Below are 14,821 nucleotides of genomic sequence, written 5' to 3'. Positions count from 1 at the left end.
TCTTATGTTTCTTGCGGTGATTTTGCTTCTCTTTCTTGCGTATCGTCCAAACAATGCGCGAAATCTTTCGTTTCGTCCCTTTATCTGCATTACCTATCCTCTATGGAGGTGTCATTTGTAGGAGATAAGCAATGCGCTTAGAATCCTCGCATACCCTTGACACTAGCCCTATCAAAATTTGTATCGCAGGTAAAAATAGCATTGCGGTTAATGCCTTGCAATATGTGCTGACACGCTTTAAGCATAATGAAATCTGTATCGTTCCCAATCAAAATGATAATGGACTAGATTCGTGGCAACCCTCGCTCCGCTTGTATGCGATGCAAAACAAAATCCCTATCTGCACTTTGGAGCAAGTGCAGCAAATACCCAATGTGCTTTTCATATCTTTAGAATTTGACAGGCTTGTGAGAGTGGAGCGATTCGCTAGTAAGCGGCTGTATAATATCCATTTTTCTGCCTTGCCTAAGTATAAGGGCGTATTTACTTCTATCACGCCGATTCTTAATGGTGAGCGCACAAGCGGGGTAACCTTGCACACGATTAATAATGGCATCGACACCGGAGAAATCATCGAACAGAGAATCTTTGAGATAGGGATTCAATCGTGCGCACGGGATTTGTATTTTAAGTATTTAAAAGAGGGCTTGATACTCTTTAAGACAGCGTTTGAAAGATTGTTGAGAGGGGATTTTAGCACTTACAAGCAATCATTTTTGCAAAGTAGCTACTTCTCACGCACGGACATTGATGTCAAAAATATCGTGATTAATCTCAAGAAAACGAGCTTTGAGATTCACAATCAGTTACGCGCTTTTATTTTTAAAGAATACCAATTGCCTAGACTTAATGGTGTGCAAATTACTCAAAGTATCCTAAGTGAGGAATACATCGGGAGAAATGTGTTTGAAGACAAGGGTGATTGCTTCATTCTCTCGGGCATTGATGGGTTTAAGGTGGTAGGGAGGAAAGCAAGGAAAGATTCTATATTTTAATTTAAGCTAAATTTATTTATCATATATCAAAAATAGGTGCAAATGATGGCATTGCGAAAGAAAAGGAAGAATAATAAAATGACAAGTTTGAGAAAATATAAAGTCATGGTGGGAAATTAATTGAAAACTTTATTATTCATCTTGGGAACTAGACCAGAAGCTATAAAGTTAGCTCCTTTGATTTTAGAATTCAAAAAATATCCTGCAGAATACAATGTAATCGTATGCAATACAGAACAACAAAAAGAGTTATCCCATCAAGCATTGAGCTTTTTTGGGCTAAAAGCAGATATTTGCCTAGATGTAATGGTAGAAAACCAAACTCTATCAGAGTTGAATGCGAGAATCTTAGTAAAATTGCAAGAGGTTTTTTGCACGCATCATATTGATGCGGTGTTCGTTCAGGGTGATACGATGAGCGTCTTTGCGGGTAGCTTGGTCGCTTTTTATTTTAAAACTAAAATCTTTCATATAGAGGCGGGATTGCGCTCCTATGATTTATTTGAACCTTTTCCAGAAGAAGCCATTAGACAAATGGTGAGCAGGATTGCGACACTGCACTTTGCACCGACAACAGAATCTGCCGAGTCTTTAAAAAACGAAGGTTTAGAGGAAGATAAAATCTATCAAGTAGGCAATACAGGGATTGATGCGCTTTCTTTATTGGACAAAAAAGCATTGCAAGATGCAGCAGAGTTTTGGAAAACAAAAAACATAGATATGATTAACGGGGGGGGGGGATACAGTATTAATTACTGTCCATAGGAGAGAAAATCACGGACAGAGATTAGAACATATTTTAGACGCTATAGAGACATTATCTTCCGCATTCCCGTCTCATCAATTTATCCTCCCCATTCACCCTAACCCAAATGTAAAACTTAAAGTTTGTCAAAGACTATCCAAGCAATCCAATATTATCCTCACAGAATCTTTAGATTATCCCCAACTTGTCTTACTCTTATCAAAAGCAAAACTTATTTTAACAGATAGCGGGGGCATACAAGAAGAAGCACCTACTTTTAATGTCCCTATTCTCGTCTTGCGTTACAAAACCGAAAGAATGGAGGGTGTAGAAAAGGGGTTTGCAAAGCTTGTCGGGGCAGATACAGATAAGATTATCCAAGAATCTTCACTTATCCTACAAAACGCAATCAAAACATCAGGTGCTAATCCCTATGGAGATGGCAAAGCTAGTCAAAGAATTGAAAAAATCATAAGAAAGGTATTCAATGGATAAATTAGTAAGTGTGGTATTACCTACCTATAATGGAGAAAAATGGCTTGCGCAAAGTATCGAAAGTGTGCTAAATCAAACATATAAAAACCTAGAATTGATTATTGTTAATGATTGTTCTAGCGATAATACACCGACAATCATAGAATCATTTGCTAAAGTGGATTCAAGAGTGAAGATTATCCATAATGCTACCAATCAAAAACTCCCAAAATCTCTTAATATTGGATTTGATGTTGCTCGTGGGGATTATTATACTTGGACTTCAGATGATAACTATTATGAACTCAATGCCATTGAAGAAATGGTGAGTTATCTTGAAAAGAATACCCATAAAATTTTAGTCTGCTCGGATTATATGCGAATATTCACAGAAGAAGGCAAAACAAAAAGAACATTAGTCAGTGAAAAAATAGAAGATATTATTTCTTATGATTGCATTGGAGCATGTTTTTTGTATAGAGCGGAAATAGCCAAAGCATTAGGGGGATATTCTGAAGAAAAATTCAAAGTAGAAGATTATGATTATTTCTTAAAAATGGGACTAAAAGGTGAATTTGGGACGATTCATCAAATACTCTACACTTATCGCTCTCATAAAGACAGCCTCTCAGGGACGCAAGCAAAAAATGAGGTTGCGATAAAAACAGAACAGCTGTTGAGAGAATACCTTCCATTGTATTTGGATAAATATCACAATCTCAATATAGATACAGATATAAGGCTAAAAGCACGAGCATTAGCCATAACAAACTCTTACTCTGAACTCAATAAATTATGCCAAGAAACAAAACAAAAAAGATATATTTACAGAACTTTAAGATTTATGTATATTGCGACAAAAGATACTAAAATATTAGATTCTATCATGCAATTAGGAATAATATATCGCATAAAATTTTGGATATATTGTAAATCACGCAACATATCCTAAAAGTAAATCGTAATGCGAAATATTTATTTTTATTATCCGAGTAATGTTTGGGGTGGAGCTGAAATGCTGTTTGTCAGGATATTAAATTATCTCGCGCAGCATTATAAAGACTTTGATGTCGGTTATATCAACTTTGAAGAGAGCTTTCTTAATAAAATACTAGATAGTAAATGCAAAAGAATTGTTGCTAGTGATACCATCACATTGCCAGCAAACTCAACTATAATCGCACCTCCATTCTGTCTCTATAAAATGCCCAAGATAAAATCCAAAAATATCTTTTTTCTATTTTGGATATTGCATATAGAAGAATTTGAATGTTCTATATACACAAAAGAGATGATCTATGGGAAAACACAAAGAGCTAGAAAAGAAGTATCACAAAATTGGCAAATAATGATAGATTCTGATGCTTTAATTGCTATGGACGAAGCTACCAAAATCGCTTGTAAAAATTCCTGTTCTTATGATTTAGATGACAAGCATATCATTCCCGTAATGTTAGAAGACTATCCATCTCCACCATTAAAACAAAAATTAATCAATGAAGAATACATTAATATCGGCTGGGTAGGGAGATTAAGCAGTGATAAAATCTATGCGCTCATAAACTTAATGGACAATTTGGAAAAAATTCATATCGACAAAAAAATAAAACTACATATCATTGGAGAGGGGGATTCTAAGCATCTTCTCAAATCATATAAAAATTTTGAAACAATAATGCTAGGGACGATTGAAAATAAAAAATTAAACCCCTATATCGAAAATAATTTGGATTTGGTTTTTGCAATGGGGACTTCTATGCTAGAAGCAGAAAAAAGTGCTATTCCCGCTGTAATGGTATTTTATACGCTGAAAGATTCTACTCAAAATAGTTTCTTATGGACATTCAAACTGAAAAATTATATTTTGGGTTACGAAGAAAAAATGGGATTAATCTCCGATGATGAAAAGATGACTTTAGGGCAGATTCTCAATGATTTTTTGACCAATATTCCCTTGCATTCCAAACAAGCACGAGAACACTTTGAAAGTTTTTTAATCAATAGGCACATAAGTAGTTTTCTTGATTGCACTAACACCACCACTTACTCTATTAAAACTTATCGCAAAGAAAAAGTCTTGTTAAAAATAGGAAAACTAAAAGCAAAATGGACGAACTCAATAAGGAAAAGATTCTTAAAAATATCTACTCTAATCTCACCCATAAAAAACCAAACAACTTAAGCACATATCTTTAATGTATAATTTAGCAATTTATATCTATAATCCTAATCCAAAATAAAATATTTCCATTGGGAGTCGTCCTTTGACAAATAAAATAATCCATAATATAGTAGATATTTATAAGAACAATATCAGAGAAAAATATTATCTCTCCTTATGTGGATTCAAACTGCCTGTATTGCTCAAACGACACAAGAAAGATTTTGTCGAATATCGATTGTTCTTTGTTTTACCTTTTTTGCGTATCAAAGACAAAGGCGATGCGCATCAATTGTTTTTTGCCCATACACATCAACACTATCAAAACATTATTCAAAGAATCAAATCTCGCTCCAAGCAAAATAAGCCTATTAGGGTAGGATTCTTAATCATCTACGATAGCGTTTGGTCATATCAAAATATCTATACTCGTATGCTTGAAGATTCGGCTTTTGAGCCTTTTATCATTGTAGTTCCTGATACTTCAAGAGGTGAAGAGAATATGTATCAACAAATGGCAAAAACTACTCAAACTTTCTCTTCTTATTCCAATGTCTTGCAATCCTATGATGCTGATAAGAAGACATTTATTGATTTTTCCAATAAATTAGATATTGCCTTCTTTGCCTCCCCCTATGATAGTATGACACATACTTTTTATACGATTGCTCATTTGTCGAAATCCACATTGACAATCCACGCTCCTTATTCTTATACAGGAGGTCTAAAATACAATCTTAATATTTACGCTTCACAAGAATATAGCTTACTATGGAAAATCTATGTCGAAAATCCTAGCACCTATGCGCTTATCAAACAGCATCAAAAAGCTAAAGATATTAATAATCTATCTATCGTAGGCTATCCTAAAATGGATGCTCTTTATGCGACTTTAGAGAATCTAGCACAAAAGCAAAAAAGAAAAAAGATCATTATCGCCCCTCATCACACTGTGCTTAAAGAATCTCCCCTTCATATTTCAAACTTTTTACGCTTGAGTGAGTTTTTCTTACAACTCCCTCGTCTCTATCCTCAAATTGATTTCATCTTCCGACCGCATCCTTTGCTTTTCCTTACTATTATTAAGCATCAAGTTATAGAATCTAACGGGGGGGGGGGAAGAATTTGTGAAAAATTATCTCTCTGCCATTGCCCAAATCCCCAATATGATCTATCAAGAAGGCGGGGAATACTTTGAGACCTTTGCGACTTCTGATGCGCTAATCCACGACTGCGGCTCATTCCTCGCTGAATACCTTTACACTGACAAACCTCAAGCCTTTATTATCCAAGACCAAGAAACCATCACAACAGAATTCACAGATTTTGGTAAAGAAATCCTAGAACATCTCTATCTTGTTTCTACGCAACAAGACATTATTCATTTTATTGATTCTGTTGTCCTTAACGAACAAGATTCTATGAAAGAATCTCGTCTTGCTTTTGCACACTCAAAGATCAAAATCAACTATCCCCACGCTACGCAATGCTGTATTGATGAGCTGAAAGAAAGCATTTTAGGAAATATCCAAAGGAGACACAATGTCAAGTAAAATAATTGTAGGCTACACAAGCGGTGTCTATGACTTGTTTCATATTGGGCATCTCAACCTGCTCAAAAACGCTAAAGGACTTTGCGACAAGCTGATTGTTGGTGTAACGATTGATGAGCTTGTTTCTTATAAAAACAAAAGAGCGGTGATTCCTTTTAGTGAGCGCATTGAGATTGTGCGCAATATCAAGGTGGTTGATGCGGCGATTGCCCAAGAAGAGATTGATAAATATAAAATGTGGGAGAAGCTGCATTTTGATATGCTGTTTGTGGGTGATGATTGGTATAACTCGCCAAGCTGGAACGAGATGGAAGCTAAGTTTAAAGCAGTCGGTGTGCGCGTGGTCTATTTCCCCTATACCAAAGGCACAAGCTCAACTTTGCTGAATGAAACGCTGATGAAACTACGAAATAATTAAAAAGGATACTTATGCCAAATGTATTACAAAAAGCTTACAAAGAATGCCAAAGATTCAAAAAAAGATGCAAAAGATATGCGCTCACATTGCTGCGAATATTTTTCAATTCTTACCATCAACACTCAAAAATGCCTTTGTCAAGAGCCTATCTCAATGAGCTTTCGAATCTCGTTCTTATTACCGGGCAAAATTGCAGTCTTAAGTGTAAGAATTGTGCGAACTTTTCTCCCTATCTTGCAAAGACGATGCCTTTTTATCCCTATGAGGAAATTTGTCAGGACTTGCAAGCTATCACAGAAGAATGCCGCATTTTACACTTAGGGATACAAGGGGGTGAGTTTTTTCTCCACCCGAACGCCTTGCAGATTCTAGAATATATTGCGAATAATCCACGCATTCAACAAGTTACGATTGCGACTAACGCAACGATTATCCCTAAAGATTCTCTGCTGGCTATTATCAAACAAAGCAACAAGATTGCTGTGAGACTTTCAGATTATGGAGAGGTGAATTATAAAAGTGCACAAAAGCTAGAATCTGTGCTTATTGCGCACGATATTTCGCACTATACGCATCGCTATGCGCATGGGGATAGCCAATGGAGGGATTGCGGAGGTAAAGAATTAACACGATTAAAAGATAAGGTTGTCCAAAAAATCTTTGAAGAATGTATTTTTGGAAAATATTGTTTAAGTATGGAAAATGGTTTTATCTCACGATGCTCAAGAGGTGTTATTGCGCACCTTGTTCAAGGCTTTAGCCTAGGTGCAAACGATGGAATCCTTGTGCGTCCTAATGCTAAAAGAGCATTTGCAACTTATAATGCACAAACTTACGCTCATTATAGCAGCGGGGGGGGGGATATGAATAAAAATTATCTGCCTTCTTTTGATTTCCCCACACTGAAAAGGTTTTTAGAATCCCCTGCCCCTATAGAGGCTTGTTATTATTGCTATGGCACAAGTGGTAAAACCATACCCCCGGGTGTGCAACTCACCCCTGAAGAGGTTAAATCAATCGCCAATGCAAACCAATCATGAATGCAATGGCTAACATCAATTCAAGACAAGGAATGCTTTTGGACACACAAACATTTTTTGGAATCCATAATACTTTTTATCAATCTTTGGATAATCCATTTAACGATTTATCGCAAGCTATTGTGCAAAATGGATTTAGTGATTATAGCAAATATGGCATTACAAGCTTTTTTGTTTTTCGCTATCCTATCTTGCAATATACAATGTTTGAAGGGTTTTTTCGTAAGGTTGATTTTGCAAAATCTCCAAACAATCACTTAACCTTTAGCACACGCAATCTCTCTTTGCAAAAGGCGGTGGATATTGCCGAATATCTCTTATTAGAATCCCTAGATTCCAAAGTTGGCAATGCAGCGCGTATAGGAATATTGCTAAGTGGTGGGCTTGATAGCTCTTTACTTGTGGCAATGTGCAAAAGAATCTTTCCAAATCGAGACATTTATACTTATAGTATGGGGTTTTATGGTGATGATGAATTTGAATATTCTGACGAAGTTGCAAAACTTTTTTCAAGCAAACATTCTAAGCAGATTCTTAATGCTGATGATTATTTTGGAACAAACTCGTTATTGCCTTCTCTTATCAAACAAAAGGCTGCCCCACTGCACCCAAACGAGCTTCCATTAGCAATCGCAGAAACTAAAGCGCGCAAAGATTGTTGCGATATTATACTCTGTGGTGAAGGGGCTGATGATGTGTTTGGTGGATATTCGCATAATCTTGCGATGTATTTAAGTTATCAAAATGATAAGCAATCATTTTTTCGGCATATTCTGCAAGAATATCGCTATTTTTCTATGGATAAAATCCGCTCGCTCGTTCATGAAAAATATCTTGTTGATGATTGTGAAATGATTGCACCTCTTTTTGAGCAAGATACATTGCCACATCATTTGCAAGATGTGATGTTATATTTTATTCAAATGCTTCATACTCGCGGGCTGATTGAACGCGGTATGAATGCTTTGCGTTATAATGGTTTTGCAGAGGGATTTGTCTTTTTAGATTCTGCTTTACTTACTTTTGTCAATTCTTTACCTTTTGATTTTAAGCTGCATATTTTGCAAGTTGAAAATGCCCAAAAACACATCAGCTCTTTAAAGGGTGATTACAAGGCATTTAGCGATTCGCATTGTATTGCAAAATTTTTGCTCAAAGAAATTGCTAAATCGTATCTCCCAGAATCGATTATCTATCGTGTCAAAAAGGGTTTTCCTGTGCCTTTTGCATTGTGGGATAAACAATCTCCAATCATGCCAAACCTTAATGCACATATTTTTAAAGATAATTCCTTAAGCACACTCAACGCATGGGAAAAATTTATGGTGTATAATCTGAATACATTTATCAATGTATTTGATTCTTATCGCCTGCGGGGGGGGGGGCAGAATAGTTTAATTGCGTGCCTTATCGCCTTTCTTTTTCGCTCTTTCCTCTTTTTGATTCTCTTTCTATCTACACTACAAATTCTCACTCATACCATTTTACCTAAGGAGCGACAATGAAATCTTGTACATTACACCATGCCGATAAAATCTATTGCATGAGTCATTATCTTGCCTTTCGTTATATTGCAAGAGAGGACAAAAACTTTTTTCCAAATCTCCACCATCAAGTTTTTAAGCCCAATTGGCAAAGCGATTTGATTACTGATGTGGAACATTTGGATTATTATATTGCCGATAAGATGAAAAATCTCAACCCAAACACCACAGGAGTTATGCTAAGCGGTGGAATGGATTCAGCAATTGTTGCGTCTTATCTCCCCAAAGGTGCAAAGGCTTTTACGCTCAAATGTATTGGTTCCGAATCGGGCATTGATGAAACGATTCAAGCGCAAATTTATGCAAAGGCATATCACCTAGAACATATCATTGTCGAGGTGCATTGGGACGAGATTCTAAGACGCATACCAAGTATTTGCCAATTTGATGGTGTGCCATTTCATTCTATCGAGGTTCTCATCGATATTCTTTTAGACAAAGCAAAGAATCTAGGCATTACAACGATGTGTTTGGGTGAAAGCTTTGACTTGGTGTTTGGTGGAATGGATAAGATTCTTTCTAAAGATTGGGAGTTTGATGAGTTTGTCAATTTCTATACTTTCTTAGACCCCAAGCTTGTTTTAAAAGAATGGGTGGATACGCGTGAAGTTTTTGAACCCTATCGAATCAATCAAAACAAGATTGACTTTTTACGCTTTCTTGATGAAATCTTTGCCATAGAATCCAGCACTTCATATTGGCATATCTTTCAAAAACACAATATGGGTTGTCTCGACCCTTCACAAAAAGCAAAGTTAGCAACACCGCTTGATTTGCAACGAATAAGAAGCGGGGATTCTAAATATATCGTTCGCGAACTCTTTGCCAGACGTTATCCAGAACTTCCTATCCCAAACAAGATTCCAATGCCACGTGAAGTCGATTTTTGGCTAAAAGATTGGAAAGGACCAAGCCGCAAAGAGTTTATCAAAGATTCACATCTTGAACTTAGTGGAGACCAAAAATGGCAACTTTTTTGTTTGGAAACATTCTTAAATCTTTTTGATTCTTAAGAAACACACAAATAAGGAATAATCTTGGAACACTTAGGACAGATGATTTTATATCTCATGATTTTTTGTAGCATTATTGGTTGTGTTGCGTCCATTTTTAAGCCCTATTCACCTTTGGCAACGCAATATCTCAATGGATTATATACTATCGGGCATATCTTTGTTGCAATCGCTGGAATTTTTGCAATTATTCCTCATCTTGTAGGAATGCTTGAAAAGCTTATTGTGCCATTTTATAAAAGCACACTTCTTGAACCTAGCCTTGCTATTACAAGCATACTTGCGGTAGATATGGGTGGTTATCAAGTTGCTATGCAAGTATGTGAAAGCTATGAAGGTTTGGCAATGGCAATGTTTGTTGGGTATATGTCGGGCGCAACAATTGTTTTTAGTATTCCTGTGGGTTTGAGAATCTTAGATGTTTCACTGCATAAAGATTTTGCATTGGGGATTATGATAGGATTTCTAAGTATTCCTTTTGGTGTTTTTGTGAGCTGTCTTATTGCTATTTTGTCTCCTGTGTCTATACGAGAGACAATCTCTACACAAGGTGTCGGAACACACATGCTCACTTTGGATATACTTTTTGTGCTTTATAATCTCTTGCCACTTTTTATTTTTTCCCTTGCTATCTCTTTGGGGCTTTATTTTGCACGAGAGATAATGATTAAAATATTTCGTGGATTTGGATATATAATTGATGTGTGGTGCAAAGTTTTTCTAGCATTATTTCTCATCGAACATTTTAGTGGATTTTTTAGCCATTATTTTGGTGGTTTTCCTTTTGATGCGGTTTTTGCAGATTCAACAGACCAAGTGCGCGCGCTAGAAATTGCGGGCTATACCGGCTTAATGCTTTCTGGTGCATTTGTGATGTGTTATCTTCTTAATCTCTTTTTGGAATCTAAACGAGAATTATTCACGCATTTTAGAATCGATGTTACATTAATCAGTGGAATCATGGCATGCTCGAGTAATGTTTTGGTGGGTTATCCAATGCTTGCACAAATGGCAAGCGATATTAGAATCAAGGTGATTGCTTTTAGCGTTTGTGGGGGATTCTTACTTGGAGACCACCTCTCGTTTAGTGCAAATTTTCAACCGAGTTTGATTGTGGCTGTGAGTGTTGGAAAAATAGTAGGTGGGATTTTAAGTATCTACTTGACTCGTTTTTTTATGACAAACAATCGATAGATTTGTAGTTTTATATATTAGTGTGCCACGAGGCTAAAGGCTCTAATAATGATACAAAGAATCTGTTTGGGTGTTCCTTTTGTCATTGCGAGGATGAAGAAAACCTTTGTATTTTGCATCTTTATAAGGTGAATTCAAGTCTATAATCGTATCATCATTAGCATGGGTAAATCTCTCCTCTTCGGGAGGAAGAGACATATAATCCCCAAATGTTAGCTTTAAGATTCTGTCAAAATTTTTAGGGGCTAGAAATGAAGTATCTTCAAATGCTAAACTCACGCTTTCTTCAAAATCTTTTTTATCAAAATGCACACGATAACCCCAAATTGCATACCAATATGAGAGATACTTGCCACTATCTTTTTGAGGACCAAATCTCATGGTATGACCCACTTTCTTTAGCACATACTCTCTAGGTAATGCCTTAATACCTTTAAGTAAAATCTTCTTTAGCAGACCTCTACTTAAACGCGCAATATCACAATGTGGAAACTGCATCATCAAACGAAAAATGCCATAATGTGTAAGATGATCTTTATAATTGCCTTTCATATAATCAAGAGGAAATATATCAATATTTACACCCATTGTTTGATAGACAATATTTCCACGAGGCTCTTTATCATCACACTTACAAAAGGGGAATTTGATAACTTTTGCTGTGGGAGATTCGTATTTGTCAATTAAAGTCGTATTCATATCTTCAAGTTTTATAAACGGAAAATAATAAGTATCATTGGGTTTGATATAACACAGATTATATTGGGATTCTAATCCCAAATCCCCTTGTTCAAAAAGCCCTATGAGTTTCTCATAATCAGCCCTTGGCATTACAAAATCCATATCATCGTCCCATGGGATAAATCCTTGATGCCGCACTGCTCCAAGTAATGTCCCCCCTATCATAAAATATCGCAATTGATGCTCTTCACATGCCTTTTTAAACGCTTTTGAGATTTGCAAAAGTTCTGCTTGCATGAGATTCATAGCCCCCTCCTTACTTTGATAGATTCTACTTAGAGAATGTTTGTTTTAAAAGCTCATAAATCGTCTGTGTCGCGTGAGGATAATTAATCATCACTTCATTTTGAGCAAAAGATTCTCTTTGGGCTTTTTTAGAATCATTACCTGATATAATGACATTTTGGATAAACCAATCAATATCATCACTCTTGTGTATAGGATAATGAACCCCTACACACTTTCGCCCAAATTCTGTCCAAGCTTCTTGCGGATTCAATGTATCCCTATAAAGAAACGCACAAGGTTTTCCAGTATAGAGGTATTCAGCCATAAAAGAGCCACAATCATGGATTAACCCATCAGATTGAGCAAAAAGCTCAGTATAATCACCTTGCGTAGAGTAAGTAACATTATTCAAAGCACAGACTTTATCATAGTATTCTTTCGTCTTTTGCTCGCCCCAAAAATCATCTCTAGCAAGCTGTTGATAAAGCAATGGGTGAGGTCTAAACACAAAATCTATATCGTGATGTGTTTGCATACATTGCCATAAAATATCATAGTATTGGAGAAATGAACCGATAGCTGATTGAGCCTCATAAATGGAATGGTGTGGAGCGATAATAATAAGCTTACGCTTTTTTTGAGGACAAGAAGGAATGCTTGCTAAAGAATCCATCTTTGGATACCCGCTTAATATCATATTTTTACCCTTGATTACTTGACATTTTTTAGCTAATGCAATCACGCCCTGATTCTCTACAAAAAATTTCCAAAAATAATTTGATGTTTCTAGCTTTAAATTGTCTATAGTTACTATACATCGTCCCATATAGAAGTAGCTAATATAAAATACAGGGATAGATTTTTTCACCCAATACTTTATCTTAAAAAATTGATGAGCCATACTATCATAGGGATTAGCTGTTGTCATCAAATCAAACCTATCAACATAATCATAAAAAGTTTGACTGACAAAATCATACCCATGCAAGACTCTCTCTTTTCCGTATTTAAGAGCAATCTCATTATAGGCGCGTTCATATTGCACTCTAAAATTTTCATCACTCCTTGAAATATCTGGATTTATAATAAAATAAGGTTCAAAACATTGATCGCCTAATAGTTTTTCAAAAAGTATATGATTCTGGCACTCCCCCGCATACATTTGCAAAAAGGCGACTTTGATTGTATCTTTTGATTGAAGCTGCTTGATTTTTATTGTAGTTTTTCTTGTAATCCAATAGTATCTTAGTCTTATTTTGGTTATTAACAAAATCTCTTTTTTCTTTTGCCTAAGTCTTCGCCATTTCACCCGAAGGAAAGAATCTTTACTAAACCCCAAACCTCTTAAACTTGACATATTAATTTTTCCTCACATCAATCACTTGCCCGCTTAAGTCAGACAATAAAGCATAAAGCGTGGTTTGAGCGACTATGTCAGGGTCTAATAAACTTTCCACAGGTTCTTTGCCGAAGTTAGAAGTTCTCATTGGAGTAGCTGTGCGAGCGGGGTTTATAATATTAACACGTATATTTTCGTTGCTTAATTCTTCCGCTAAAGCTTGTCCAAGATTTGTAATAGCGGCTTTTGTAGAAGAGTATATCGAATACAAAGCTCTCCCTCTCGTGTAAGAGCTTGAAGTGAAAAGTGCTATACTTGCTCCCTTGGGATTGCGAAGCAAATAAGGGAGGCTTGCTTTGATGATATTAATAGAACCGAAGTAATTAACTTCAATCTCATGCCTTATATCACAATAATCACGATTAGCTAACGCACCAAAATGAAGTATCCCTGCACAATTTACAATATAATCAATTCTGCCATATTGTTGAAAAATATTTGCTAAGGAAGTTTGTATAGATTCTAATGAAGTAACATCGCAGCCATTACGTCTAGAAAGAGCAAAGACACGAGTTTGGTAGCTTTGAGCGATTTCGACAATGGATTTGCCTATTCCACTCGTGCCACCAAAAACGACTAATACCCCCCCCCCCCAACGAAAGTTTGGAAAGGTCTGTCTCAGGCGCGAAAATAGTTTTAGTTTGGAAAAGTTTATCGGCTAAAACAATATCTTGAGCGTAAGTGATTTTGATATTCTCACTTTCACCCTCTACTACAAAAACTTCCCCCAAATTGTATTTTAGAATAAGCCCACAATCATCAGTAAAATCATCATCATTAATCGCCATTTGATGTGCTTTTTTAATCAAAGAAAGCTTAAAACACTGGGGAGTTTGCCCACGCATTAATGTATCTCTTTTGGGAATATTATGGATAAATCCCAAAGAAGAAATCTCTATAATCGTATCTGCAGTAGGAATAGCAACATCTATTGCGTTGTGTGCGTCCAAACTTTGAATACATCTTGATATGACATCTTGAGAAAGAAAAGGTCTAGCACAATCATGAATCAACACATTTGCTTCTTCATCATCAATAGACATCACGCCTATATATGAACTTTCCTTTCTTGTCTCCCCACCGTTAAGGATTTTAGTGATTTTTTTGTAATGATTTTTGAGTAAGATTTCTTCAACCAACAATCGAGATTCTGGTAAAATCACAAGAATAATTTCATTGATTTGCGTGGCTTTTTCAAAGACTTCAATCGTATGCTCTAGGATACTTTTCCCTGCAATCTTGCTAAATTGCTTCGGAACAGAACCCCCATACCTACTACCCACTCCACTAGCTAAAATAATTGCATAATTCTTCAT

At 36.0% G+C, this 14,821-nt stretch carries 16 protein-coding genes; 12 read left to right on the top strand and 4 right to left on the bottom strand.

Annotated elements, in window-relative coordinates:
- Positions 1-131 precede the first annotated feature (131 nt).
- The 12 genes from LS68_RS03160 (at position 132) to eutH (ending at position 11,137) form a co-directional block, all read left to right on the top strand.
- A complete protein-coding gene (locus tag LS68_RS03160) occupies positions 132-995 on the top strand; it encodes a formyltransferase family protein (protein WP_052100088.1) in 864 nt (287 codons plus the stop codon).
- 120 nt (positions 996-1,115) lie between these two features.
- The gene (locus tag LS68_RS09885) at positions 1,116-1,760 is read left to right on the top strand and encodes a UDP-N-acetylglucosamine 2-epimerase (protein ID WP_052100086.1); all 645 of its coding nucleotides are present in this window, start codon (positions 1,116-1,118) and stop codon (positions 1,758-1,760) included.
- A complete protein-coding gene (locus LS68_RS09880; protein WP_347232417.1) occupies positions 1,747-2,235 on the top strand; it encodes a UDP-N-acetylglucosamine 2-epimerase in 489 nt (162 codons plus the stop codon). Before LS68_RS09885 ends, LS68_RS09880 begins: the two co-directional genes overlap by 14 nt.
- Positions 2,228-3,166, top strand: coding sequence for a glycosyltransferase family 2 protein (locus LS68_RS03150; RefSeq protein ID WP_138090907.1), 939 nt, complete (start codon positions 2,228-2,230; stop codon positions 3,164-3,166). Before LS68_RS09880 ends, LS68_RS03150 begins: the two co-directional genes overlap by 8 nt.
- 12 nt (positions 3,167-3,178) lie before the next feature.
- Positions 3,179-4,396, top strand: coding sequence for a hypothetical protein (locus tag LS68_RS03145; protein WP_034372042.1), 1,218 nt, complete (start codon positions 3,179-3,181; stop codon positions 4,394-4,396).
- Positions 4,397-4,478: 82 nt separating this feature from the next.
- Complete coding sequence (locus tag LS68_RS03140) at positions 4,479-5,573, top strand: hypothetical protein (RefSeq protein WP_052100436.1); 1,095 nt, start codon at positions 4,479-4,481, stop codon at positions 5,571-5,573.
- A complete protein-coding gene (locus LS68_RS03135; protein ID WP_052100437.1) occupies positions 5,503-5,928 on the top strand; it encodes a CDP-glycerol glycerophosphotransferase family protein in 426 nt (141 codons plus the stop codon). Before LS68_RS03140 ends, LS68_RS03135 begins: the two co-directional genes overlap by 71 nt.
- Positions 5,918-6,346, top strand: coding sequence for an adenylyltransferase/cytidyltransferase family protein (locus LS68_RS03130; protein ID WP_199741467.1), 429 nt, complete (start codon positions 5,918-5,920; stop codon positions 6,344-6,346). Before LS68_RS03135 ends, LS68_RS03130 begins: the two co-directional genes overlap by 11 nt.
- A gap of 11 nt (positions 6,347-6,357) precedes the next feature.
- Positions 6,358-7,386 carry a radical SAM protein gene (locus LS68_RS03125; protein WP_138090904.1) on the top strand — a complete coding sequence of 343 codons (1,029 nt, stop codon included), beginning with the start codon at positions 6,358-6,360 and terminating at the stop codon, positions 7,384-7,386.
- A gap of 38 nt (positions 7,387-7,424) precedes the next feature.
- On the top strand, positions 7,425-8,891 hold the full coding sequence (locus tag LS68_RS03120) for an asparagine synthase C-terminal domain-containing protein (protein ID WP_158621813.1): 1,467 nt from the start codon (positions 7,425-7,427) through the stop codon (positions 8,889-8,891).
- Entirely contained in the window at positions 8,888-9,943 is a 1,056-nt protein-coding gene (locus LS68_RS03115; protein WP_034369164.1) for an asparagine synthase C-terminal domain-containing protein, read from the top strand. The genes LS68_RS03120 and LS68_RS03115 overlap by 4 nt, the downstream gene beginning before the upstream one ends.
- A 24-nt stretch (positions 9,944-9,967) precedes the next feature.
- Positions 9,968-11,137 (top strand): ethanolamine utilization protein EutH, encoded by a 1,170-nt coding sequence (eutH, locus tag LS68_RS03110; RefSeq protein ID WP_052100097.1) that lies wholly within the window; start codon positions 9,968-9,970, stop codon positions 11,135-11,137.
- 42 nt (positions 11,138-11,179) lie between these two features.
- Here eutH and LS68_RS03105 read toward each other — a convergent pair whose 3' ends face one another.
- From LS68_RS03105 to ispD, 4 genes are read right to left on the bottom strand one after another with little or no spacing between them, the layout of a single operon-like run.
- On the bottom strand, positions 11,180-12,124 hold the full coding sequence (locus LS68_RS03105; protein WP_034369161.1) for a LicD family protein: 945 nt from the start codon (positions 12,122-12,124) through the stop codon (positions 11,180-11,182).
- A gap of 25 nt (positions 12,125-12,149) precedes the next feature.
- A complete protein-coding gene (locus tag LS68_RS03100) occupies positions 12,150-13,463 on the bottom strand; it encodes a CDP-glycerol glycerophosphotransferase family protein (protein ID WP_138090898.1) in 1,314 nt (437 codons plus the stop codon).
- Between the two features lies 1 nt (position 13,464).
- A complete protein-coding gene (locus tag LS68_RS09755; RefSeq protein WP_241993676.1) occupies positions 13,465-14,037 on the bottom strand; it encodes an SDR family oxidoreductase in 573 nt (190 codons plus the stop codon).
- A complete protein-coding gene (ispD, locus tag LS68_RS09655) occupies positions 13,997-14,821 on the bottom strand; it encodes a 2-C-methyl-D-erythritol 4-phosphate cytidylyltransferase (protein WP_199741465.1) in 825 nt (274 codons plus the stop codon). Before ispD ends, LS68_RS09755 begins: the two co-directional genes overlap by 41 nt.

Origin of the sequence: Helicobacter sp. MIT 05-5293 (genome assembly GCF_000765665.2) — a bacterium.
GTDB lineage: Bacteria > Campylobacterota > Campylobacteria > Campylobacterales > Helicobacteraceae > Helicobacter_C.
The sequence above is the reverse complement of the archived record's forward strand: the minus strand, read 5'-3'. Positions and strand labels throughout refer to the sequence as shown.

Bases quoted from the DNA above. Each gene is read 5' to 3' on its own strand.
- LS68_RS03105 (WP_034369161.1), bottom strand. From the start codon at position 12,124: ATGAATCTCATGCAAGCAGAACTTTTGCAAATCTCAAAAGCGTTTAAA.
- ispD (WP_199741465.1), bottom strand. From the start codon at position 14,821: ATGAAGAATTATGCAATTATTTTAGCTAGTGGAGTGGGTAGTAGGTAT.
- LS68_RS03100 (WP_138090898.1), bottom strand. From the start codon at position 13,463: ATGTCAAGTTTAAGAGGTTTGGGGTTTAGTAAAGATTCTTTCCTTCGG.
- LS68_RS03130 (WP_199741467.1), top strand. From the start codon at position 5,918: ATGTCAAGTAAAATAATTGTAGGCTACACAAGCGGTGTCTATGACTTG.
- LS68_RS03145 (WP_034372042.1), top strand. From the start codon at position 3,179: ATGCGAAATATTTATTTTTATTATCCGAGTAATGTTTGGGGTGGAGCT.
- LS68_RS03125 (WP_138090904.1), top strand. From the start codon at position 6,358: ATGCCAAATGTATTACAAAAAGCTTACAAAGAATGCCAAAGATTCAAA.
- LS68_RS03150 (WP_138090907.1), top strand. From the start codon at position 2,228: ATGGATAAATTAGTAAGTGTGGTATTACCTACCTATAATGGAGAAAAA.
- LS68_RS03115 (WP_034369164.1), top strand. From the start codon at position 8,888: ATGAAATCTTGTACATTACACCATGCCGATAAAATCTATTGCATGAGT.
- LS68_RS03160 (WP_052100088.1), top strand. From the start codon at position 132: ATGCGCTTAGAATCCTCGCATACCCTTGACACTAGCCCTATCAAAATT.